Below are 22,688 nucleotides of genomic sequence, written 5' to 3'. Positions count from 1 at the left end.
ATGCCGAACGGCCCCTACTCGCGTCGAGGTGAGCCCCCATGGCGGCCCCAACTTCCCAGAAGCCATCCGTATCGGAACGCGAGGCCCGGCAGGTCGCCGAGGCCGCGCGCGAACAGGGCTGGCGCAAGCCGAGCTTCGCCAAGGAGCTCTTCCTCGGGCGCTTCAGGCTGGACCTGATCCACCCGCATCCCCAGCCGGCGGGCGAAGACGTCCGGCGCGGCGAGGAGTTCCTCGCCAAGCTGCGCGACTTCTGCGAGACACGCATCGACCCGGCCCGCATCGAGCGCGAGGCGCAGATCCCCGACGAGGTGATCAACGGGCTCAAGGAGCTCGGCGCCCTCGGTATGAAGATCGACACCAAGTACGGCGGCCTCGGCCTCACGCAGGTCTACTACAACAAGGCCCTCGCCCTGGTCGGCTCCGTGAACCCCGCGATCGGCGCCCTCCTGTCGGCCCACCAGTCCATCGGTGTGCCGCAGCCGCTGAAGATCTTCGGGACGCAGGAGCAGAAGGACACCTTCCTGCCGCGCTGCGCCAGCACCGACATCACCGCGTTCCTGCTGACCGAACCCGACGTCGGCTCGGACCCGGCGCGCCTCGCCACGACCGCGGTGCCCGACGGGGACTCGTACATCCTCGACGGCGTGAAGCTGTGGACGACGAACGGCGTCGTCGCCGATCTGCTCGTCGTCATGGCACGGGTGCCGAAGGCGGAGGGGCGCAAGGGCGGCATCACGGCCTTCGTCGTGGAGGCCGGCTCCGAAGGGATCACGGTCGAGAACCGCAACGCCTTCATGGGCCTGCGCGGCCTGGAGAACGGCGTGACCCGCTTCCACCAGGTCAGGGTCCCGGCCGCGAACCGCATCGGCCCCGAGGGTGCCGGCCTCAAGATCGCCCTCACCACCCTCAACACGGGCCGGCTCTCGCTGCCCGCGATGTGCGTGGGCGCGGGCAAGTGGTGCCTGAAGATCGCCCGCGAGTGGTCCGGCGCCCGCGAGCAGTGGGGCAAGCCGGTCGCGTTCCACGAGGCGGTCGGCCAGAAGATCTCGTTCATCGCGGCGACGACCTTCGCGCTCGAAGCCGTCGTCGACCTGTCCTCGCAGATGGCCGACGAGGACCGCAACGACATCCGCATCGAGGCCGCCCTCGCCAAGCTCTTCGGCTCCGAGATGGGCTGTCTGATGGCGGACGAGCTGGTCCAGATCCGCGGCGGCCGCGGCTTCGAGACCGCCGAGTCGCTCGCCGCGCGCGGCGAACGCGCCGTCCCCGCCGAGCAGCTCCTGCGCGATCTGCGCATCAACCGCATCTTCGAGGGCTCGACGGAGATCATGCACCTCCTCATCGCCCGCGAGGCCGTGGACGCGCACCTGTCCGTCGCCGGTGACCTGATCGACCCCGACAAGTCCCTGTCCGACAAGGCGAAGGCGGGCGCGAAGGCCGGCGGCTTCTACGCGCGCTGGCTGCCGAAACTCGTCGCCGGACCCGGCCAACTCCCCAACTCCTACAGCGAGTTCCACCCCGCGGGCCACGCCGACCTCTCCGGCCATCTGCGCTACGCGGAGCGCTCGGCGCGCAAGCTGGCCCGCTCCACCTTCTACGCCATGTCCCGCTGGCAGGGAAAGATGGAGACCAAGCAGGCCTTCCTCGGCCGGATCGTCGACATCGGCGCCGAACTCTTCGCGATGAGCGCGGCCTGCGTACGGGCCGAGCACCTGCGCGGCAGCGGCGAACACGGCCGCGAGGCCTACCAGCTCGCCGACGTGTTCTGCAGCCAGTCCCGCGTCCGCGTCGACGAGCTCTTCGGGCGCCTGTGGCACAACACCGACGGACTGGACCGCAAGGTCACCAAGGGCGTCCTCGGCGGTTCCTACACCTGGCTGGAGGAGGGCGTCATCGACCCCAGCGGCGACGGCGCGTGGATCGCGGACGCGACCCCCGGCCCCTCGAAGCGGGAGAACGTCCGCCGTCCCATCCGCTGAACCGCGCCCCGGGGCCCGCGGGTATCTTGCTCACCGCAAGTCCCAAAGGCCCCGGGGGAGACGGCAGCCATGCGTGACGAGCGCACGTACCGCAACGACCTGGAACGACGGTTCCGCGACCACGCGCTGAAGACGCGCACCCGCGGCTTCTGGCTGCTCGTCCTCGCCGCGCTGCCGTGGCTGTACGTCCTGGCCCGGCTCCTGCTCCCGTCGGGCGTCCTCCTCGCGTCCGGCGGCGAACACGGCGCCGGCTGCGACGACCCGCTCCTGTTCGAGGAGATCCGCAGGAGCTACGACGTCAGCATCTCCGACACCTGCGTCCTTGAGCCCTGGCCGATGATCTTCGCCGTCCTCGCGCTCTCGCTCCCCATCGGGCCGGCCGGCGCGATCCTCTACGTGCGCGGCGTCCTCGGCGCCGACCTCAGTCACTACATCCGGTCCATGACCGGGCAGTGAACGGTCCCGCCTCCTTGCCTCAAAGGGCGACGAGGCGGACATTGGGTACAGGGGGGAGGCTCCTGTGCCGAGTACCGGATTCGACCGCATCACCTCCAGGATCATGCGCGCAGGCGAAGGCAGGATCCTGCACAAGCTCCAGCGCATCGCCGACCAGGTCAACTCGGTCGAGGAAGACTTCGTCGCGCTCACCGACGCCGAGCTCCAGGCCCTCACCGCCGAGTTCCGGCAGCGCCTGACCGAGGGTGAGAGCCTCGACGACCTCATGCCCGAGGCCTTCGCCGCGATCCGCGAGGCCGCGCGCCGCACGCTCGGCATGCGCCACTTCGACGTACAGGTGATGGGCGGCGCCGCGCTCCACCTCGGCAACATCGCCGAGATGCAGACCGGCGAGGGCAAGACCCTGGCCGCGACCCTGCCCGTCTACCTCAACGCGCTGGCCGGGAAGGGCGTCCACCTCGTCACCGTCAACGACTACCTCGCCGAGCGCGACGCCGCCTGGATGGGCCGGGCCTACCGGTTCATGGGCCTCACCGTCGGCGTCGTCAGGACCGACATGGACCCGGCCGCCCGGCGCGCCGCGTACGCCTGCGACATCACGTACGGCACCAACACCGAGTTCGGCTTCGACTACCTGCGCGACAACATGGCGTGGTCGAAGGACGAACTGGTACAGCGCGGCCACCACTTCGCGATCGTCGACGAGGCGGACTCGATCCTCATCGACGAGGCCCGCACACCGCTGATCATCTCCGGCCCGGCCGACCAGCCCACCCACTGGTACGGCGTCTTCGCGGGACTGGTCAGGAACATGAAGGGCGTCCCGGTCCAGGACGAGCATTTCACCACCCAGGCCGACAAGGACCGGCTCGCCGAGCTGCGGGCCACGTACGACTACGAGTACGACCTGAAGAAGCGGACCGTGGCGATCCTGGACCGTGGGGTCGCCTACCTGGAGGACCAGCTCGGCATCGAGAACTTCTACGAGGCGGCCCACACCCCGCTCATCGGGCACCTGAACAACGCGCTCAAGGCCAAGGAGCACTACAGGAACGACAAGGACTACGTCGTCATCGACGGCGAGGTCCTCATCGTCGACGAGCACACCGGCCGCATCCTCATGGGCCGCCGCTACAACGAGGGCCTGCACCAGGCCATCGAGGCCAAGGAAGGGGTGGACATCAAGGACGAGAACCAGACGCTCGCCACGATCACCCTGCAGAACTTCTTCCGCCTCTACGCCAAGCTCGGCGGCATGACCGGCACGGCCATGACCGAGGCCGCCGAGTTCCACCAGATCTACAAGCTGCACGTCGTGCCCATCCCCACCAACCGGCCGATGGTCCGCCGCGACGACCCCGACCTGATCTACCGCACCGAGAGCGCCAAGTTCGACGCGATCGTCGAGGACATCGCCGAGAAGCACGCCGCCGGCCAGCCCGTCCTCGTGGGCACCACCTCCGTGGAGAAGTCCGAGCTCCTGTCCGAACAGCTCCGCAGGCACGGCATCCGGCACGAGGTGCTCAACGCCAAGAACCACCGCCGCGAGGCCCAGATCGTCGCCCAGGCGGGCCGCAAGGGCGCCGTCACCGTCGCCACCAACATGGCGGGCCGCGGCACCGACATCATGCTGGGTGGCAACCCCGAGGCGATGACCGCAGCCGCACTGGAAGAACGCGGCCCCGCCGAGGACGACGACCCCGACCGGCGCCGCGCCGTCGAGGAGCGCGTCGCCGCGTCCGCCGCCGCCGAGCACGACGAGGTGAAGAAGCTCGGCGGGCTCTACGTCCTCGGCACCGAACGGCACGAGTCCCGGCGCATCGACAACCAGCTGCGTGGCCGCTCGGGACGCCAGGGAGACCCCGGGTCGTCCCGCTTCTACCTGTCCCTGGAGGACGACCTGATGCGCCTGTTCCGCGCCCAGGCCGTCGACCGGGTCATGGCCATGGCGAACGTCCCGGCGTCCGTGCCCATCGAGAACAAGATGGTCACCCGCGCCATCGCCTCCGCCCAGTCCCAGGTCGAGCAGCAGCACTTCGAGTCCCGCAAGGACGTCCTCAAGTTCGACGAGGTACTCAACCGGCAGCGCACCCTCATCTACCGCGAACGCCGCCGCGTCCTGGAGGGCGAGGACCTGCGCGCCCAGATCCTCCGCTTCATGGACGACACCGTCGAGGCGTACATCACCCATGAAACCGCCGAGGGCTACCCGGAGGAGTGGGACCTCGACGTGCTCTGGGCCGCCTTCCGCGAGCTCTACCCGTGCGGCATCACCGTCGGCGAGCTCGACGAGGCGGCCGGCGGACGCGCCGAGCTGACCGCCGGCCTCCTCGTCGACGCCGTCACCGAGGACATCCACGCCCGCTACGAGGAGCGCGAGAGCGAGCTCGGCGCCGACGCCCTGCGCGACCTGGAACGCCTCGTCGTCCTCGCCGTCCTCGACCGCAAATGGCGCGAACACCTCTACGAGATGGACTACCTCCGCGACGGCATCGGCCTGCGCTACACCCTGGGCCGCGAGCCGATCTTCGAGTACGAACGCGAGGGGTTCGACCTGTTCGCGGCCATGATGGACGCCATCAAAGAGGAGTCGGTCGGCTACGTCTTCAACCTCGCTACCAATGCCGACGTGCCGCCCTCCGACGCCCTCGACGCGGCCCGGCGCCCCGACCGTCTCCACTTCAGCGCGCCCACCCTGGACACCGCCGGGGGCAGACAGGAAGGCCGCTTCAACGCCGCCCCCGACCAGGACGCACCGCGCGACGCGGAGCCGCCCGGACCCTCCCCGCGGCCGTCCGCCTGAGCGAAGGGCCGCCGCCGGCGCAGGCGATGACGAACCGCCGGGGGACGCGCTGTCCGAGGCGCCCGGCGGCCACGCCACAATGGGAGGCATGAGCGACAGCGCATCCCCCCTCGCGGACCCGCACCTCGTCTACGACCCCTCCGGCACGGACGGCCCGCGGGACGTCGTCATCCTCGGCTCCACGGGCTCGATCGGCACCCAGGCCATCGACCTGGTGCTGCGCAACCCCGACCGCTTCACGGTCACGGCGCTGTCCGCCGCGGGCGGCCGGGTCGGCCTGCTCGCCGAACAGGCCAGGCAGTTGCGCGTACGGACCGTCGCGGTCGCCCGCGAGGACGTCGTGCCCGCCCTGCGCGAGGCCCTGAGCGCGCAGTACGCCGACGGCGAGCCGTTCCCCGAGATCCTTGCCGGACCCGACGCGGCCACCCAGCTCGCCGCCTCCCCCTGCCACACGGTGCTCAACGGCATCACCGGATCCATCGGCCTCGCCCCGACGCTCGCTGCCCTGGAGGCAGGGCGCACCCTCGCCCTCGCCAACAAGGAGTCGCTCATCGTCGGCGGCCCCCTCGTCAAGGCGCTCGCGAAGCCGGGTCAGATCATCCCGGTCGACTCCGAGCACGCGGCGCTCTTCCAGGCCCTCGCGGCCGGCAAGCGCGCGGACGTCCGCAAGCTCGTCGTCACCGCGTCCGGCGGCCCCTTCCGGGGACGGACGAAGGCGGACCTCGCACACGTCACACCCGAGGACGCGCTCGCGCACCCGACCTGGGCGATGGGCCCGGTCATCACCGTCAACTCCGCGACCCTCGTCAACAAGGGCCTGGAGGTGATCGAGGCGCACCTCCTCTACGACATCCCGTTCGAGCGCATCGAGGTCGTCGTGCACCCGCAGTCCTACGTGCACTCCATGGTCGAGTTCACGGACGGCTCTACCCTCGCCCAGGCCACGCCGCCCGACATGCGCGGACCCATCGCCATCGGCCTGGGCTGGCCCCAGCGGATCCCCGACGCGGCGCCCGCGTTCGACTGGACGAAGGCGTCGAGCTGGGAGTTCTTCCCCCTCGACACCGAGGCCTTCCCCTCGGTCGGGCTCGCCCGGCACGTGGGCAAGCTCGCGGGGACGGCCCCGGCAGTGTTCAATGCCGCAAACGAGGAGTGCGTGGACGCGTTCCTGAACGGCGCGCTGCCGTTCAACGGCATCATGGACACCGTTACGAAGGTCGTCGGGGAACACGGCGCGCCTTCGGCAGCGACGGCGGGAACCTCCCTGACCGTCGCGGACGTCCTCGAAGCGGAAACCTGGGCACGCGCCCGGACCCGTGAACTGACGGCACAGGCGACATCGACCGCGGAGGCTCGTGCATGACGACCCTGATGATGATCCTCGGCATAGTCGTCTTCGCGATCGGGCTGCTCGTCTCGATCGCCTGGCACGAGCTGGGACATCTCTCGACCGCGAAGCTCTTCAAGATCCGCGTGCCGCAGTACATGGTCGGCTTCGGCCCGACCGTCTGGTCGCGCAAGAAGGGCGACACGGAGTACGGCGTCAAGGCGATCCCGCTGGGCGGCTACATCCGCATGATCGGCATGTTCCCGCCCGGCCCGGACGGGAAGATCCAGTCCCGCTCCACCTCCCCGTTCCGCAGCATGGTCGAGGACGCCCGGGCGGCGGCCTTCGAGGAGCTCAAGCCCGGCGACGAGACGCGCCTCTTCTACACGCGCAAGCCGTGGAAGAGGGTCATCGTGATGTTCGCGGGCCCCTTCATGAACCTGATCCTCGCGGTCGGCCTGTTCTTCACCGTCCTGATGGGCTTCGGCATCACGCAGCAGACCACCACGGTCAGCTCGGTCCAGCAGTGCGTGGTCAAGCAGAGCGAGAACCGCGACACGTGCAAGAAGTCCGACCCCGCCTCCCCGGCCGCCGCGGCCGGACTGCGGGCCAAGGACAAGATCGTCTCGTTCAACGGCGTGAAGACCGACAAGTGGAACACCCTCTCCGACGAGATCCGCGCCAACCCCGGCAGGACGGTCGACATCGTCGTCCAGCGCGACGGCCAGGAGAAGGTCCTGCATGCCAAGATCGCCACCAACCAGGTGGCGAAGAAGGACGGCAGCGGCCAGATCGTCCAGGGCGAGTACATCAACGCCGGATTCCTCGGCTTCAGCGCCTCGACCGGTGTCGTGCGCCAGGACTTCGGCGACTCCGTGACCTGGATGGGAGACCGGGTCGGCGACGCCGTGCACTCGCTCGCCGCCCTGCCCGGCAAGATCCCGGCCCTGTGGGACGCCGCCTTCGGGGACGGCCCGCGTGAGCCGGACTCGCCGATGGGCGTGGTCGGCGCGGCCCGCGTCGGCGGGGAGATCTTCAACCTGGACATCCCGGCGACCCAGCAGCTCGGCATGGCCCTGATGCTCGTCGCGGGGTTCAACCTGTCGCTGTTCCTCTTCAACATGCTGCCGCTGCTGCCCCTGGACGGCGGGCACATCGCCGGCGCCCTGTGGGAGTCGCTGCGACGGAATGTGGCGAAGGTCTTCAAGCGGCCCGACCCCGGCCCGTTCGACGTGGCGAAGCTGATGCCGGTCGCCTACGTCGTGGCCGGAATCTTCGTCTGCTTCACCGTCCTCGTACTGATCGCGGACGTCGTCAACCCGGTCAAAATCACCTAGTAACCGGCCGTTCATGGTGGCCGGGCATGCTCTGTGCCCGGCCGCCCACCTTTGGGTGGACTTCCGGACGTGATGTGCTCGGCGCCGGGCCGGTGCCGTAATCTCGAAGCCTGGAGCCCGCTCACCACGGGACCCCGATCCGTGTCTTCTTCTCGGGTCTCGATTCCACACCTTGGGGTTGCACAGCAGATGACTGCGATTTCTCTCGGCATGCCGTCCGTTCCGACCAAGCTCGCCGAGCGCCGCAGGAGCCGGCAGATCCAGGTCGGCACCGTGGCGGTCGGCGGAGACGCACCGGTGTCGGTGCAGTCCATGACGACGACCCGTACGTCCGACATCGGCGCCACGCTGCAGCAGATCGCCGAGCTCACCGCGTCCGGCTGCCAGATCGTCCGTGTGGCGTGCCCCACGCAGGACGACGCCGACGCGCTCGCGACGATCGCGAGGAAGTCGCAGATCCCCGTCATCGCGGACATCCACTTCCAGCCGAAGTACGTCTTCGCCGCCATCGAGGCGGGCTGCGCCGCGGTCCGGGTGAACCCGGGCAACATCAAGCAGTTCGACGACAAGGTCAAGGAGATCGCGCAGGCGGCCAAGGACCACGGCACCCCGATCCGCATCGGCGTGAACGCGGGCTCGCTCGACGCCCGGCTCCTGAAGAAGTACGGCAAGGCCACCCCCGAGGCGCTCGTCGAGTCCGCCCTGTGGGAGGCGTCCCTCTTCGAGGAGCACGGCTTCCGCGACATCAAGATCTCGGTCAAGCACAACGACCCGGTCGTGATGGTGAACGCCTACCGCCAGCTCGCCGCCCAGTGCGACTACCCGCTGCACCTCGGCGTCACCGAGGCGGGCCCGGCGTTCCAGGGCACCATCAAGTCCGCCGTCGCCTTCGGCGCGCTGCTCTCCGAGGGCATCGGCGACACCATCCGCGTCTCCCTCTCGGCCCCGCCGGTCGAGGAGATCAAGGTGGGCAACCAGATCCTGGAGTCGCTCAACCTCAAGCCGCGCCGCCTGGAGATCGTCTCCTGCCCGTCCTGCGGCCGCGCCCAGGTCGACGTCTACAAGCTCGCCGAAGAGGTCACCGCGGGCCTCGACGGCATGGAGGTCCCGCTGCGCGTCGCCGTCATGGGCTGCGTGGTGAACGGACCGGGCGAGGCCCGCGAGGCCGACCTCGGCGTCGCGTCGGGCAACGGCAAGGGCCAGATCTTCGTGAAGGGCGAGGTCATCAAGACCGTCCCCGAGTCGAAGATCGTCGAGACCCTCATCGAAGAGGCGCTGAAGATCGCCGAGCAGATGGAACGGGACGGCGTGATGAGCGGTGAGCCCGAGGTCTCCGTCAGCTGACGCACAACGTGGCGCAAGGGACCCGGGTGCCCCTCCGGAGGTGGCGCCCGGGTCCCTTGCGCGCGGTGTGCTGCTCAGATTCTCCGGCTAAAGTACGGAGATCGGCAGACCGTGTGACTCCGCCCCGCGGGGCTTCTCGCCGTGACGCGACGGTCAAGCCCTGACCGGTGCTCGCGAGCGAGCACGCGGCGAAGCTAGCAGGGTGTTCGACGGGTTGTCGTTGCCCGCAAGGAGTGATGGAGCCGCCCCGTTGTTGACTCAGACCACCACCCGGGTCCTCGAACCGAGTGACCTCGACGCCGCGCTCGCCGTGCTCGACCGCGAGCCGGTTGCCAATGCCTTCGTCGCGTCCCGCGTCCAGGTCGCGGGCCTCGACCCGTGGCGCCTGGGCGGCGAGATGTGGGGCTGGTACGAGGACGGGATGCTCGAGTCCCTCTGCTACGCGGGCGCGAACCTGGTCCCGATCTGTGCCACCCCGAGGGCCGTGCGCGGGTTCGCCGACCGCGCCCGCCGGGCCGGGCGCCGCTGCTCCTCCATCGTCGGCCCCGCCGAGCCCACCGCCCAGCTGTGGCGGCTGCTCGAACCGAACTGGGGCCCGGCCAGAGACGTACGCGCCCAGCAGCCCCTCATGGTCACCGACCGGCTCCCCGACGACATCGCCCCCGATCCGTACGTCCGCCGCGTCCGCAAGGACGAGATGGAGACGATCATGCCGGCGTGCGTGGCGATGTTCACTGAGGAGGTCGGCGTCTCGCCGCTGGCCGGTGACGGGGGCCTGCTGTACCAGGCACGGGTGGCCGAGCTGGTCGGCTCGGGGCGCGCGTTCGCCCGGCTCGACGAGCACGGCAAGGTGATCTTCAAGGCGGAGATCGGCGCCGCGACGACGCGGGCCTGCCAGATCCAGGGCGTGTGGATCGCCCCCGAACACCGCGGCCGCGGCCTCGCCGCCCCGGGCATGGCGGCGGTCCTGCGCTATGCGCTCGCGGATTTCGCGCCGCTGGTCAGCCTGTACGTGAACGACTTCAACACCCCGGCGCGGGCCGCGTACCGCCGGGTCGGATTCGAGGAAGTCGGCGCGTTCATGAGCGTCCTGTTCTGAGGCGCTCGCGCGCTCCGTGTGGCACCTGTCTCACATTTCTGGCGCCATTTGACATTAGTGACCCTTATGGAAGATAAAGAAGCTCCTTTGGTTCAAGCTTCACACAGTGTGAACAACCTCCGTGCGCACCGGTGTGGATGCTGACGAGTTTCTACGCGAATGAGTGCCGCCATGTCCGACCGTGCCAGTGCCCCCTCCCAGGCCTGGGAGGAGTGGCGTGCCGGGCGGCACCGCTCCGTCACCGGTCCCACCGGGAACCTCGCCCTCGTCGAGACCCGCTGGTTGCCCGCGGGCGAGCGCCCCGACCTCACGGCGGCCCGCGCCGGACAGCGCGACAGTGTGACCGTCACCACCGTCGAGCGCACCGACCTGGTGACCGGCGAGCCCGAGTACGCGCTGCGGTTCTGGGACGCCGAGTCCCCCGCGATCCAGAACTTCGAGCGCACCGACGCGTTCCCGTTCGACCCGGCCTGGGTCCTGGACGCCACGTACACCCCCGTCGAGGACGGCCGCCGCGTCGCCTTCGAGCACATCCGGGACAACGGCGGCACCCGCGACCTCGCCGTCCCCGGCGACATCGCGCTCACCGTCGACGGCACCGACTACACGCTCAGCGCCTTCGACGACGACGGCACGCTGCTGCTCGTCTTCGGCGACCCGACCAACGGGGCGGCCACCTACGGCGCGGGCCGGTTCCTCTTCGTCGAGCACACCGGTGAGGGGCGGGTGCGGCTCGACTTCAACCGCGCGTTCGTCCCGCCCTGCGGGTTCTCCGATCAGTACAACTGTCCGATGCCGCCGCGGCAGAACCGCTTCCATCTGCCGGTGGAAGCCGGCGAGAAGCTCCCGGTCTTCCGCGCCGGCTTCGCCGACCAGCACTGATCTCCCGCGCGCCCCTCCCGCGCCCACACGAAGGCAGCCTCCATGAACCTCCCCAAGAAGCCCCTGTCCGCCGGTGTGCTCACCGTCGCCCTCGCCGTGACGCTCGCCGCGTGCGGTGGCTCCGGTGACAACAACAGCAACGGCGGCAGTGGCGCGTACGACAAGAACGCCACGGTCAACATCGGCTCCCTGTACGAGCCGCAGAACCTGGACAACACCGGGGGCGGCGGCCAGGGCGTCACCGAGGCGCTCAACGGCAATGTCTACGAGGGCCTGTTCAAGCTCACCGACGACGGCAAGGTCGAGAACCTCCTCGCCAAGGACTACAAGGTCTCCGGCGACGGGCTCACCTACACCTTCACCCTGCGCGACGGCGTGAAGTTCCACAGCGGCAAGGCGCTGACCGGCAAGGACGTCAAGTACAGCCTGGAGAAGGTGATCGCGCCGGACTCGCAGTCCGCGCGCAAGAGCAACCTTGAGGTCATCAAGTCGGTCGACACCCCCGACGCGAAGACCGTGAAAGTCACGCTGAAGCAGAAGTCGATCTCCTTCGTCTACAACCTGTCCTACGTCTGGATCATCAACGACCAGGCGAAGAACCTGAAGACGGCCGAGGACGGCACGGGCCCGTACAAGCTGGGCAAGTGGACGCGCGGTTCCGCGCTCAGCCTCGACCGCTTCTCCGGCTACTGGGGCACCGCCGCCACGAACAAGCAGGTCGTCCTCCACTACTACAAGGACGCGACCGCGCTAAACAACGCGCTCCTGACGAACGCCGTGGACGTCGTCACCAGCGAGCAGTCGCCCGACGCCCTCGACCAGTTCAAGTCCAACCAGAACTACAAGGTCAACGACGGCAACTCGACGACCAAGCTCCTGCTCGCCTTCAACGACAAGGCCAAGCCCTTCACGGACGTCAAGGTCCGCAAGGCCGTCTCGTCCGCGATCGACGACAAGAAGCTCCTCGAGTCCGTCTGGGGCGGCTACGGCAAGGAGATCGGGTCGATGGTGCCGCCCACCGACCCCTGGTACGAGGACCTGACCAAGGTCAACGCCTACGACCCGGCCGAGGCCAAGAAGCTGCTCAAGGAAGCCGGTTACGCCAAGGGCTTCAGCTTCACGCTGGACACCCCGAACTACGACCCGCACCCGACGGCCGCCACCTTCATCAAGTCGCAGCTCGCCAAGGTCGGCATCACCGTCAAGATCAACACGATCACGCCCGACGAGTGGTACACGAAGGTCTACAAGAACCACGACTTCTCGGCCACGCTCCAGGAGCACGTGAACGACCGCGACCTCGTCTGGTACGGCAACCCCGACTTCTACTGGGGCTACGACGACAAGCAGGTCACCAAGTGGGTCGAGGACGCCGAGAAGGCGTCGTCGACGCAAGCGCAGACCGACCTCCTCAAGAAGGTCAACCGCAAGACCGCCGAGGACGCCGCCAGCGACTGGCTGTACCTGTACCCGCAGATCGTGGTGGCGAGCAGCAAGCTGTCCGGCTACCCGGTCAACGGCCTGAACTCGCAGTTCTTCGCGTACGACATCAAGAAGGGCTGATGACCGGCTATCTCCTGCGCCGCCTCGCCTTCCTCGTCGTCTCCCTGGCCCTCGCGAGCGTCGTCCTTTTCGTACTCCTGAGGATGCTGCCCGGCGACCCGGCGAACGCGCTCACCTCCGTGGGCGCCTCGCCGGAGCAGATCGCGGCGGCGCGGCACTCCATAGGCTCCGACAAACCGCTGCCCGAGCAGTTCACCCACTGGATAGGGCAGCTCGCGACCGGCGACCTCGGCACGTCCTTCGTCAGCTCGCTGCCCGTCGGACCCGAGGTCACCCAGCGCCTGAGCGTCACCGTGCCGCTGACCCTGTCCGCGTTCGTGCTCGCCGTGCTGATCGCGGTCCCGGCCGGCTTCGTCGCCGCGTACAGGCGCCGGACCTGGTACGGCGCCCTGCTCAGCGGAGTGTCCCAACTGGGCATCGCCGTCCCGGTGTTCTGGCTCGGCATGATCCTCATCGCCGTGTTCGCGCTCAACGCGGGCTGGCTGCCGTCCGGCGGCTTCCCGCCGGACGGCTGGTCCGACCCCGCACAGGCGATCCGCTCCCTCGTGCTCCCCGTCGTCACCATCGCCCTGGTCATGTCGGCGTCCCTGATCCGCTACGTCAGATCGGCGACGCTCGACGTCCTCGACAGCGACTTCCTGCGCACCTCGCGCGCCCTCGGCTCCTCCTTCGGAGGGGCCATGTGGCGACACGGACTGCGCAACGCCTCCGTGCCGGTCATCTCGATCCTCGGCATCGAACTGGCGTCGACCCTGCTCGGCGCGGTCGTCGTCGAGTCCGTGTTCGCGCTGCCGGGGCTCGGCTCCCTGCTCGCCACCGGCATCGCCCAGCACGACTACCCCGTCATCCAGGGCGTCCTGTTCGTCTCCACCCTCGCCGTGCTGCTCATCGGCTTCGCCGCCGACCTCGTGCAGCGGATCGTCGACCCACGGCTACGCCACCGGCTCTCGGGAGGCGCCCGATGAAGCGTTCCGCGACCCTGTGGACGGGGTGCGTCCTCGCCGGACTCATCGCCCTCATCGCGCTCGTCTCCCTCTTCTGGCTGCCGTACGACCCCTCGGACACCTCCGGCGGACGGCTCGCCGGCCCCGGCGACGGACACCTGATAGGCACCGACAAACTCGGCCGCGACCTGCTGACGCAGCTCATCACCGGGTCCAGGATCGCGATCGCGGCCGGGCTCGGCTCCGTCGTGATCGCGGCCGTCGTGGGCATCACGCTCGGCCTCATGGCCGCGTTCGCGCAGGGCTGGTTCGACGACACCGTCTCGGCCCTGCTCGACATCCTCATCGCGTTCCCCACGCTGCTGCTCGCCATGCTGATCGTCTCCGCCCGCTCGGCGACCCTCACCTCGGCCGTCCTCGCGATCGGAATCGCGCAGAGCGCGATCGTCGCCCGGCTGACCCGTATCCTGGTCAAACGGGTCCTGGCGCAGGACTACATCACCGCGTCCCGCACCTCCGGCAGCTCCTGGCCGCGGATCGTCGGCGCGCACGTCCTGCCCAACATCTGGCCGACGCTCGTGGTCAACCTGGCGCTCCAGTTCGGCCTCGCCGTCCTCGCCGAGGCGAGCCTGTCCTACCTCGGCCTCGGCGCCCCGCCGCCCAACGCCTCATGGGGACGCATGCTCCAGGAGGCCCAGGCGACGTTCACGACCGCGCCGGCGGGAGCGCTCGCGCCCGGCATCCTCCTCGTCCTGCTCGTCATCGGCGTCAACCTCGTCGCCGACGGCCTGCGCGACACCTTCGACCCGGCCCGGCGCAGGAGGACGGCGGCATGAGCCTGCTCGACGTACGCGACCTCACCATCCGCACCGGCGACGGCCGCGACCTCGTCTCCGGCCTCAGCTTCTCCCTCGACCGGGGCGAACGGCTCGGCCTCATCGGCGAGTCGGGGTCCGGCAAGTCACTCACCACCCTCGCCGTGCTCGGCCTGCTCCCCGACGGGATGACCGCCACGGGCAGCGTCGAACTCGACGGCACCCAGATCGTCGGCGCGAGCGAGAAGCGGCTCGTCGGCGTCCGCGGCAGCGCCGCCGCGATCGTCTTCCAGGAGCCGCTGACGGCGCTCGACCCGCTGATGCGCGTGGGCAGACAGCTCGCCGAACCGCTGCGCCACCGCGGCCTCAAGGGCGACGCGCTCCGCAAGGCCGTCGCCGAAGCCCTCGAACAGGTCAGACTGCCCGAACCCGGGCGCATCGCCCGCGCGTTCCCGCACGAGATCTCCGGCGGCCAGCGCCAGCGCGTGGCCCTCGCCATGGCGCTCGCCTGCGACCCGGACGTGCTCATCGCCGACGAGCCGACCACCGCCCTCGACGTCACCGTGCAGTCCGAGATGCTCGTCCTGATCGACACCCTCGTCGGCGAGCGCGGCATGGCCGTCCTCTTCGTCAGCCACGACCTGGCCGTCGTCTCACGCGTCACCGACCGCGTCCTGGTGATGAAGGACGGGCGCGCGGTCGAGGACGGGACGGTACGCGACCTGGTGCGCGCGCCACGGCAGGCGTACACGAAGGCGCTCGTCGACAGCGCGCGGAAGCTCGAATCCGCCCTGGACCTGGGAGGGCCCCGATGACCGCAGTACTCGAACTCGACTCGGTCGGACACACCTACCGGGGGGCCGCGGCGCCGGTCGTCGAGGACGTCTCCCTCACCGTCGACGCGGGCCACAGCCTCGCGCTCGTCGGCGAGTCAGGGGCCGGCAAGACGACCCTGCTCCGCCTGCTCCTCGGCCTCGCCCGCCCCACCACCGGAACCGTCCGCTTCGACGAGGACCCGCTGAAGCTCGGCGACCGCGCGCAGATGCGGCGCTTCCGCCGCTCCGTGCAGTGCGTCTTCCAGGACCCGTACGCCTCCCTCGACCCGCGCCAGCGCGTCAGCCGCATCGTCGCGGAGCCGCTGCGCTCGCTCGGCGTGGCCACCGGCGCCGCCGTGCACGCGAAGGTCGCCGAGGCGCTCGAACAGGTCGGACTCCCGGCGGACGCGGCGGCGCGCTACCCGCACGAGTTCTCCGGCGGCCAGCGCCAGCGCATCGCCATCGCCCGGGCCACCGTGTGCGACCCACGCGTCCTGCTCGCCGACGAACCCGTCAGCGCGCTCGACGTCACCACCCGCGTCAAGGTCGTCGACCTGCTCGGCGAACTCAAGCAGGATCGGGGCCTGACCATCGTCATGGTCTCCCACGACCTGTCCGTGGTGGCCGCCCTGTGCGAACGGACCGCCGTACTCGAACGCGGACGCGTCGTCGAGCAGGGCCAGACCCGTGACGTGCTCGGATCGCCCGAACACCCCTACACACGGCGGCTGCTCGACAGCGTTCCCAGGCTGCCCGTTTGATCAGCTGAGCGCCGCCGGACGGCCCTGTAGTCTCCCCGTCATGACCCAGGACGACGTCGTCACCATCGGGCCTCTCGACCTCGCGGAACACGTGGACGAGGCACTGGCCGTGCAGGCGTACGCCTTCGGCCTGAGCGACGACGAGATCGCCGTGCGCCGCCAGATCGTGCTGCGGCACCTCACCTACCCCGGAGCGCGCGCCCTCGGCGCCCACACCCCGGGCGGCCGACTCGTCGGCTTCGTGTACGGCATGCCGAACGACCGCGCCCACTGGTGGTCCACCGTGGTCGAGCCCTATCTGCGCTCGCGCTCGCTGGACGGATGGCTCGACGACTCCTTCGTGATCACTGAGCTGCACGTCCATCCCCGCTACCAGAACCGCGGCATCGGCCGCTCCCTCATCACGACCATCACGGACAGCGCCGCCGAGCCCAGGTCGATCCTTTCCGCCATCGACTTCGACAGCCCGGCCCGCGGCCTGTACCACTCGCTCGGCTACGAGGACCTCGCCCGGCAGGTCGTCTTCCCCAGCGCTCCCCGGCCCTACGCGGTCATGGGCGCACCGCTCCCGCTGCGCCGCTGAAGGCAGCCGATTTCCGGGCGCGGGACGGACCCGGCTAACCTCCTGCACATCCCTATCTTTCGCAGCAGGAGTCAAAATCATGGCCCAGGTCCAGCGCATGTCCCGGTTGATGGTCAAGACACTGCGTGACGACCCGGCCGACGCCGAGACGCTCAACCACAAGCTGCTCGTCCGGGCCGGGTACGTGCGCCGCACGGCCGCCGGCATCTGGTCCTGGCTGCCGCTGGGCAAGAAGGTCCTCGAGAACGTCGCCCGCGTGGTCCGCGAGGAGATGGACGACATGGGCGGCCAGGAGGTCCTGCTCCCGGCCCTGCTGCCCAAGGAGCCCTACGAGGCGACGGGACGCTGGGAGGAGTACGGCCCCGAGCTGTTCCGCCTCAAGGACCGCAAGGGCGCGGAGTACCTCCTCGGCCCGACCCACGAGGAGATCTTCACGCAGCTGGTCAAGGACCAGTGCTCGTCCTACAAGGACCTGCCCGTGATCCTCTACCAGATCCAGGCGAAGTACCGCGACGAGGCCCGCCCGCGCGCCGGCATCCTGCGCGGCCGCGAGTTCCTCATGAAGGACTCGTACTCCTTCGACACCAGCGACGAGGGCCTGGCCGAGTCGTACGCCCTGCACCGCGAGGCGTACATCAAGATCTTCGAGCGCCTCGGCCTCGACCACCGCATCGTCTCCGCCGTCTCCGGCGCGATGGGCGGCTCGGCCTCCGAGGAGTTCCTCGCCCCGGCCCCGGCCGGCGAGGACACCTTCGTCGACTGCCCGGCCTGCGACTACGCCGCCAACACCGAGGCCGTCACCTTCGCCGCCCCGGCCCCCGTGAGCGCCGAGCACCCGGCCGTCGAGGAGCTCGACACCCCCGATACCCCGACCATCGAGACCCTCGCCGCCCACCTCGGCGTCGAGGCCTCACAGACCCTGAAGAACCTCCTGGTCAAGGTCGACGGCGAGATCGTCGCCGTGGGCGTGCCCGGCGACCGCGAGGTGGACCTCGGCAAGCTCGGCGAGCACCTCTCCCCGGCCGTCGTGGAGCTCGTCACGGCCGAGGACTTCGAGGGCCGCGACGACCTCGTACGCGGCTACGTGGGCCCGCAGGGTCTGGAGAAGGTCCGCTACATCGCCGACCCGCGCATCGCCGCCGGCACCGCGTGGATCACCGGCGCCAACAAGCCCGGCAAGCACGCGAAGAACGTCGTCGCGGGCCGCGACTTCGAGGTCGACGACTACCTCGACGTCGTCGTGGTCGAGGCGGGCGACCCCTGCCCTAAGTGCGGCACCGGCCTGCGCCTCGACCGCGCCATCGAGATCGGCCACATCTTCCAGCTCGGCCGCAAGTACGCGGACGCCTTCCAGCTCGACGTCCTCGGCAACCAGGGCAAGCCGGTCCGCGTGACCATGGGCTCGTACGGCATCGGCGTCTCCCGCGCCGTGGCCGCCCTCGCCGAGCAGACCGCGGACGACAAGGGCCTGTGCTGGCCCAAGGAGATCGCCCCGGCCGACGTCCACGTGGTCGCCGCCGGCAAGGCCCTCCAGACGGAGCTGGCGCTCGACGTCTCCCAGAAGCTGGGCGCCGCCGGCGTCCGCGTCCTGGTCGACGACCGCGCCGGTGTCTCGCCGGGCGTGAAGTTCACCGACGCCGAACTGATCGGCGTCCCGCAGATCCTCGTCGCCGGCCGCCGCTCGGCCGAGGGCATCGTGGAACTGAAGGACCGCAAGACGGGCGAGCGCGAGGAAGTGACGGTCGAAGAGGCCATCGCGCGCCTCACGGCGTAGTCAGATCGCCGGACGGGCTGAAATCTTCAGCCCGTCCGGCGATCGAGGATCGGGGTCCGGGGCGGAGCCCCAGTTCGGGAAGGGGCGGGCTGGGAGTGAAGAAACGCCCCTACGGCCGGGCCGCTACAGCCACCCCGCGAATTCCAGCAAAAGCTCCGCGTCCCGCTCACGCCCCACGCGCAGTGCCCGTACGCCGGACTCCACCGCCCGGAACAGCGTCCACCCGCGCAGCCGCTCCTGGTCCACATCGAGGGACTCCGCGAGCCGCTTCACGCGCCGCCGCGTCGTCGCCGCACCGGACGGTGACGCGATCAGGTCCTCCACCCGGTCCCTGACGAGCCGCGCGAGGTCGAAGGCGCACTCGCCGACCACCGGGTCGGGACCGACCGCGAGCCACGGCGTCCGCTCCCCGGCCAGCACCTTGCTCTGCCGGAACGTCCCGTGCAGCAGCCGTAGTTCAGGCGGTGCCACGAGCAGTTCGTCCCGCGCCGTGAGCGCCGCGTCGACCAGCGGCACGACATCCGGCTCCGCGGCAGCGGTGGCGCGCATCGCCTCGGCCTGACGGCCCGTCCGGTCGGCGACTGTCTCGCAGGAGCGCCACGACGGCGGTTCCACCCAGAGCCTGCGCAGCGTGCCGGCCGCCTCGAGGAGCGCCTTCGCCTCGGGCAGCGAGCGCACCGACACCTCGGGGTGCAGCCGTTCCAGGAGCAGGTCACCGCCATCGCCCAGGAGTTGCACCGCCCCGAACCCGTTCCAGTGTGTGAGAGCCGCGTGCTCGGCCTCCGGACGGAAGCGCTCCGGCGCCAGTTTGAGGACTGCGGGCGTGTGGTCGGCCCGTCGCACCAGGACGACGAGACTGCTGCGCCCGCCCGGCACATGCACCCGCTCGACCGTCAGCTCAAGCCGTTCCACGGCCTCCCGAAGAATCTCCGGCACCCTCGCCAGCCACGCGGACGCCCCGTCGTCCCGCACCTCGCCGAGCGCGTTGACCAGCCGCTTCGGCGGTTCGAAAGACATGTGCGAGTAACTCCCTTCCCCGTGACGGCGGACGGTACGTGTGACCGTGGCGGCTACGCCTGCGGTGTCGCGGACGCCTGGGGCGCCGCGGCCCGCTCGGCGAGACCAGGGAAGGCTACGCTGCCGCCGCGCCACCGCACCGCGCGCACCGCCGCCTCCCGCAGCGCGTCCGCCGCGCCCCTGCGCCGCGCCCCCTCGGAGGCCCGCACCAGGTCCGAGTAGACGCCGGCGACGCGGTCCTCGATGTCCGCCGCGAGCCGCGCCGCCGCCGCCGAGTCCGGCACGGGGAAGGGCAGTGCGTAGGCACCTGCCGACGGCTCGGGCTCGCCGTCGAGGTCGCGGACCGTGCGCCGCAGGTCGTCACGGCGGGCTCGGTGGGAGTCGTACGCGGTGCGCGCCTCGGACCTGCGGCTCTCGCTGATCCGGCCGCCGACGACGCCGTACCCGTACACAGCCGCGTGCTCGGCGGCCAGTGCCGCCTGGACCGCGGAGAGAAGCTGCTTGTCGCTGTCGTCCTTGTCGGCCATGTCAGTCCTTCGTCAGCAGATACGCGTGTCCGGCGCCCGCGGCGGCCACCGAGGCGAGCAGGCGCGCCAGTTCGGCGGGGGCGTCGACCAGGGCCGCCGCACGGCGGTCGGCGAGCTGCCGCTCGGCCTCCGCCAGCGCCCGCACGGTGTCCTTCTCGGAGGCCGGTGAGGCGGACGGCGACGGCGACGCAGACGGGGAGGCCGGTGCGGCCGGGCGCGCCGGCGCACCGAAGCTCTTCGCGTGCCGGGCCACTTCGTCGCGGAGCGGGCCGAGCCGCGCGGCCAGGGCCGGATGGGCCGCGAGCGCGGCCTCGTACCGGTCGAGCAGGTCGCCGCTGTCGCGGGCCGCGCGCGCCTTGATCCGCTGCGCGGCGGACACGCTGCGCGCGCCCCTGGCACCGTCCGAGTCGGGGTCCTCGCCGTCGGAACAGCCCGTCAGGAGCGCGGCCCCGGCCACCGAGGCCAGCAGGCTCCTTCTACGCGGCCCCGCGGGGGCCCCAGTGGTCAACGGCACGGCAGACGTCCTCGGCAGGAAGGATGGCAGGAAGGATTCAGCAGGAGCGGCGGGCGGCAGGCCCGGTGATCACCGTACCTTCGGCCCATGTCGGGTGGACGGCAACACCCCCCTGGACCGGATACCCTTTGACCTGACGCACGACGAGACCACAACAGCACACGCGGCCGAGGAGTCACCCGGATGAGCACCACCCAGAGCGAGAGGCTGCGGTCACTACTGGAACCGCTGGTGAGCTCTCAGGGCCTCGATCTCGAAGAGATCGAAGTGGCATCGGTCGGACGTAAGCGAGTGCTGCGAGTCGTCGTCGACTCCGATTCCGGAGCCGATCTGGACCAGGTCGCCGATGTGAGCCGCGCGCTCTCGGCGAAGCTCGACGAGACGGACGCCATGGGTGAGGGCGAGTACGACCTCGAGGTGGGCACCCCCGGCGCCGAGCGGCCGCTGACCGAGCACCGGCACTACGTGCGCGCGGTCGACCGCCTGGTGAAGTTCCAGCTGGCCGACGGCGCCGACACCGAACTCGTCGCGCGGATCCTGAAGGTCGACGACGAGGGCCTGGACCTCGAGGTGCCCGGCGTGAAGGGGCGCAAGCCCACCGCCCGCAGGCTCACCTTCGACGACATCGCCAAGGCGCGTGTCCAGGTCGAGTTCAACCGTAAGAACAAGAACGAAGAGAATGCAGAGGAGGCGTAGCCGTGGACATCGACATGAGTGCCCTGCGGGGTCTGGTGCGGGAGAAGGAGATCTCCTTCGACCTGCTGGTCGAAGCGATCGAGTCGGCCCTCCTCATCGCCTACCACCGCACCGAGGGAAGCCGTCGCCACGCGCGCGTGCGCCTCGACCGTGAGAGCGGACATGTGACGGTGTGGGCGAAGGAGGACCCGGCGGACCTCGAAGAGGGCCAGGAGGCCCGGGAGTTCGACGACACCCCGTCCGACTTCGGCCGTATCGCCGCGACGACCGCGAAGCAGGTCATCCTGCAGCGGCTGCGCGACGCCGAGGACGACGCGACGCTCGGCGAGTACGCCGGCCGCGAGGGCGACATCGTGACGGGCGTGGTCCAGCAGGGCCGCGACCCGAAGAACGTGCTCGTCGACATCGGCAAGCTCGAGGCCATCCTGCCGGTGCAGGAGCAGGTCCCGGGCGAGGAGTACCAGCACGGCATGCGCCTTCGTTCGTACGTGGTGCGCGTCGCGAAGGGTGTGCGCGGTCCTTCCGTGACCCTGTCGCGCACGCACCCGAACCTGGTGAAGAAGCTGTTCGCGCTCGAGGTCCCCGAGATCGCCGATGGCTCCGTCGAGATCTCCGCCATCGCGCGCGAGGCCGGGCACCGCACGAAGATCGCGGTCCGCTCGACCCGCTCCGGCCTGAACGCCAAGGGCGCCTGCATCGGCCCGATGGGCGGCCGTGTGCGCAATGTCATGGCCGAGCTCAACGGCGAGAAGATCGACATCGTCGACTGGTCCGACGACCCGGCGGACATGGTGGCCAACGCCCTGTCCCCGGCGCGCGTGTCCAAGGTCGAGGTCGTGGACATGGCCGCCCGCTCCGCGCGGGTGATCGTGCCGGACTACCAGCTGTCGCTCGCCATCGGCAAGGAGGGCCAGAACGCCCGCCTCGCCGCGCGCCTCACCGGCTGGCGGATCGACATCCGTCCGGACACCGAGCAGCAGCCGGCGGAGTAGCCACCACAAAGATCACGACAACAACCGTTCGATTTTTGCCCCAAAGGGGTGAGGTCGGTACGGGGAGGTAGACTTAAGCGTGTCTGGCCGGACGCATGCCCGTGCATGCCCAGAGCGCACGTGTGTGGGGTGCCGGGAGCGAACGGCCAAGAGCGATCTGCTGCGCATCGTGGTGATCGAGGGTGAATGTGTCCCCGATCATCGCGGTACGCTGCCCGGCCGGGGTGCGTATGTGCATCCCGCCCTGGTCTGTCTCGACCTGGCGGTCCGCCGCCGGGCGTTCCAGCGGGCGTTCAAAGCCCCTGGACCGTTCGATACGGAGGCCCTGCGCCACCGCGTCGAGCAGGTAACACCGTAGAACGTGCCGTACGGGACCCCGTGCGGTCCTGGTACCCCCGCGAGTTGGAAGTAGGTCGAGATTGCGATGAGCACTCGATGAGCACGCGATGAGTACGCCCAT

At 70.1% G+C, this 22,688-nt stretch carries 21 protein-coding genes; 18 read left to right on the top strand and 3 right to left on the bottom strand.

The window, feature by feature from the left end:
* Positions 1 to 38 precede the first annotated feature (38 nt).
* The 15 genes from ACWIGU_RS40580 (at position 39) to ACWIGU_RS40510 (ending at position 18,482) form a co-directional block, all read left to right on the top strand.
* Positions 39 to 1,979: an acyl-CoA dehydrogenase family protein gene (locus ACWIGU_RS40580; RefSeq protein WP_454406846.1), complete on the top strand. Its 1,941-nt coding sequence runs from the start codon at positions 39 to 41 to the stop codon at positions 1,977 to 1,979.
* 69 nt (positions 1,980 to 2,048) lie between these two features.
* Positions 2,049 to 2,435 (top strand): hypothetical protein, encoded by a 387-nt coding sequence (locus tag ACWIGU_RS40575; RefSeq protein WP_454406845.1) that lies wholly within the window; start codon positions 2,049 to 2,051, stop codon positions 2,433 to 2,435.
* A 103-nt stretch (positions 2,436 to 2,538) separates the two neighbouring features.
* The gene (gene secA, locus ACWIGU_RS40570; RefSeq protein WP_454406939.1) at positions 2,539 to 5,238 is read left to right on the top strand and encodes a preprotein translocase subunit SecA; all 2,700 of its coding nucleotides are present in this window, start codon (positions 2,539 to 2,541) and stop codon (positions 5,236 to 5,238) included.
* Positions 5,239 to 5,326: 88 nt separating this feature from the next.
* On the top strand, positions 5,327 to 6,601 hold the full coding sequence (dxr, locus tag ACWIGU_RS40565; RefSeq protein WP_454406844.1) for a 1-deoxy-D-xylulose-5-phosphate reductoisomerase: 1,275 nt from the start codon (positions 5,327 to 5,329) through the stop codon (positions 6,599 to 6,601).
* On the top strand, positions 6,598 to 7,902 hold the full coding sequence (locus ACWIGU_RS40560; RefSeq protein WP_454406843.1) for a M50 family metallopeptidase: 1,305 nt from the start codon (positions 6,598 to 6,600) through the stop codon (positions 7,900 to 7,902). The genes dxr and ACWIGU_RS40560 overlap by 4 nt, the downstream gene beginning before the upstream one ends.
* A gap of 189 nt (positions 7,903 to 8,091) precedes the next feature.
* Entirely contained in the window at positions 8,092 to 9,246 is a 1,155-nt protein-coding gene (gene ispG, locus ACWIGU_RS40555) for a flavodoxin-dependent (E)-4-hydroxy-3-methylbut-2-enyl-diphosphate synthase (protein ID WP_454406842.1), read from the top strand.
* 250 nt (positions 9,247 to 9,496) lie between these two features.
* Positions 9,497 to 10,345, top strand: coding sequence for a GNAT family N-acetyltransferase (locus ACWIGU_RS40550; protein ID WP_454406841.1), 849 nt, complete (start codon positions 9,497 to 9,499; stop codon positions 10,343 to 10,345).
* 171 nt (positions 10,346 to 10,516) lie between these two features.
* Positions 10,517 to 11,227, top strand: coding sequence for a DUF1684 domain-containing protein (locus ACWIGU_RS40545; protein ID WP_454406839.1), 711 nt, complete (start codon positions 10,517 to 10,519; stop codon positions 11,225 to 11,227).
* Between the two features lie 42 nt (positions 11,228 to 11,269).
* On the top strand, positions 11,270 to 12,790 hold the full coding sequence (locus tag ACWIGU_RS40540; RefSeq protein WP_454406837.1) for an ABC transporter substrate-binding protein: 1,521 nt from the start codon (positions 11,270 to 11,272) through the stop codon (positions 12,788 to 12,790).
* A complete protein-coding gene (locus tag ACWIGU_RS40535) occupies positions 12,790 to 13,755 on the top strand; it encodes an ABC transporter permease (protein WP_454406836.1) in 966 nt (321 codons plus the stop codon). The genes ACWIGU_RS40540 and ACWIGU_RS40535 overlap by 1 nt, the downstream gene beginning before the upstream one ends.
* On the top strand, positions 13,752 to 14,570 hold the full coding sequence (locus tag ACWIGU_RS40530; RefSeq protein ID WP_454406835.1) for an ABC transporter permease: 819 nt from the start codon (positions 13,752 to 13,754) through the stop codon (positions 14,568 to 14,570). The genes ACWIGU_RS40535 and ACWIGU_RS40530 overlap by 4 nt, the downstream gene beginning before the upstream one ends.
* On the top strand, positions 14,567 to 15,364 hold the full coding sequence (locus tag ACWIGU_RS40525; RefSeq protein WP_454406834.1) for an ATP-binding cassette domain-containing protein: 798 nt from the start codon (positions 14,567 to 14,569) through the stop codon (positions 15,362 to 15,364). Before ACWIGU_RS40530 ends, ACWIGU_RS40525 begins: the two co-directional genes overlap by 4 nt.
* On the top strand, positions 15,361 to 16,125 hold the full coding sequence (locus ACWIGU_RS40520) for an ABC transporter ATP-binding protein (protein WP_454406833.1): 765 nt from the start codon (positions 15,361 to 15,363) through the stop codon (positions 16,123 to 16,125). Before ACWIGU_RS40525 ends, ACWIGU_RS40520 begins: the two co-directional genes overlap by 4 nt.
* A 40-nt stretch (positions 16,126 to 16,165) precedes the next feature.
* The gene (locus ACWIGU_RS40515; RefSeq protein WP_356282244.1) at positions 16,166 to 16,708 is read left to right on the top strand and encodes a GNAT family N-acetyltransferase; all 543 of its coding nucleotides are present in this window, start codon (positions 16,166 to 16,168) and stop codon (positions 16,706 to 16,708) included.
* A gap of 79 nt (positions 16,709 to 16,787) precedes the next feature.
* Entirely contained in the window at positions 16,788 to 18,482 is a 1,695-nt protein-coding gene (locus ACWIGU_RS40510; RefSeq protein ID WP_454406832.1) for a proline--tRNA ligase, read from the top strand.
* 123 nt (positions 18,483 to 18,605) lie between these two features.
* On the opposite strand, the gene ACWIGU_RS40505 is transcribed toward ACWIGU_RS40510, so the two are convergent.
* Genes ACWIGU_RS40505 through ACWIGU_RS40495 form a run of 3 tightly spaced genes read right to left on the bottom strand, consistent with a single transcriptional unit; the run spans position 18,606 to position 20,540 of the window.
* Positions 18,606 to 19,499, bottom strand: coding sequence for an aminoglycoside phosphotransferase family protein (locus ACWIGU_RS40505; protein WP_454406831.1), 894 nt, complete (start codon positions 19,497 to 19,499; stop codon positions 18,606 to 18,608).
* Positions 19,500 to 19,552: 53 nt separating this feature from the next.
* Entirely contained in the window at positions 19,553 to 20,026 is a 474-nt protein-coding gene (locus ACWIGU_RS40500; RefSeq protein ID WP_454406830.1) for a ferritin-like domain-containing protein, read from the bottom strand.
* A gap of 1 nt (position 20,027) precedes the next feature.
* Positions 20,028 to 20,540, bottom strand: coding sequence for a hypothetical protein (locus ACWIGU_RS40495; RefSeq protein ID WP_454406829.1), 513 nt, complete (start codon positions 20,538 to 20,540; stop codon positions 20,028 to 20,030).
* A gap of 183 nt (positions 20,541 to 20,723) precedes the next feature.
* Here ACWIGU_RS40495 and rimP point away from each other — a divergent pair, with 183 nt between their 5' ends.
* From rimP to ACWIGU_RS40480, 3 genes are all read left to right on the top strand, one after another.
* Entirely contained in the window at positions 20,724 to 21,236 is a 513-nt protein-coding gene (gene rimP, locus ACWIGU_RS40490; RefSeq protein WP_227297568.1) for a ribosome maturation factor RimP, read from the top strand.
* A 2-nt stretch (positions 21,237 to 21,238) separates the two neighbouring features.
* Complete coding sequence (gene nusA / locus ACWIGU_RS40485; protein ID WP_326710889.1) at positions 21,239 to 22,228, top strand: transcription termination factor NusA; 990 nt, start codon at positions 21,239 to 21,241, stop codon at positions 22,226 to 22,228.
* Positions 22,229 to 22,307: 79 nt separating this feature from the next.
* Positions 22,308 to 22,586 carry a YlxR family protein gene (locus ACWIGU_RS40480; RefSeq protein WP_116509242.1) on the top strand — a complete coding sequence of 93 codons (279 nt, stop codon included), beginning with the start codon at positions 22,308 to 22,310 and terminating at the stop codon, positions 22,584 to 22,586.
* Positions 22,587 to 22,688 lie beyond the last annotated feature (102 nt).

The organism is Streptomyces sp. NPDC055400, assembly GCF_053644375.1.
The sequence above is the reverse complement of the archived record's forward strand: the minus strand, read 5'-3'. Positions and strand labels throughout refer to the sequence as shown.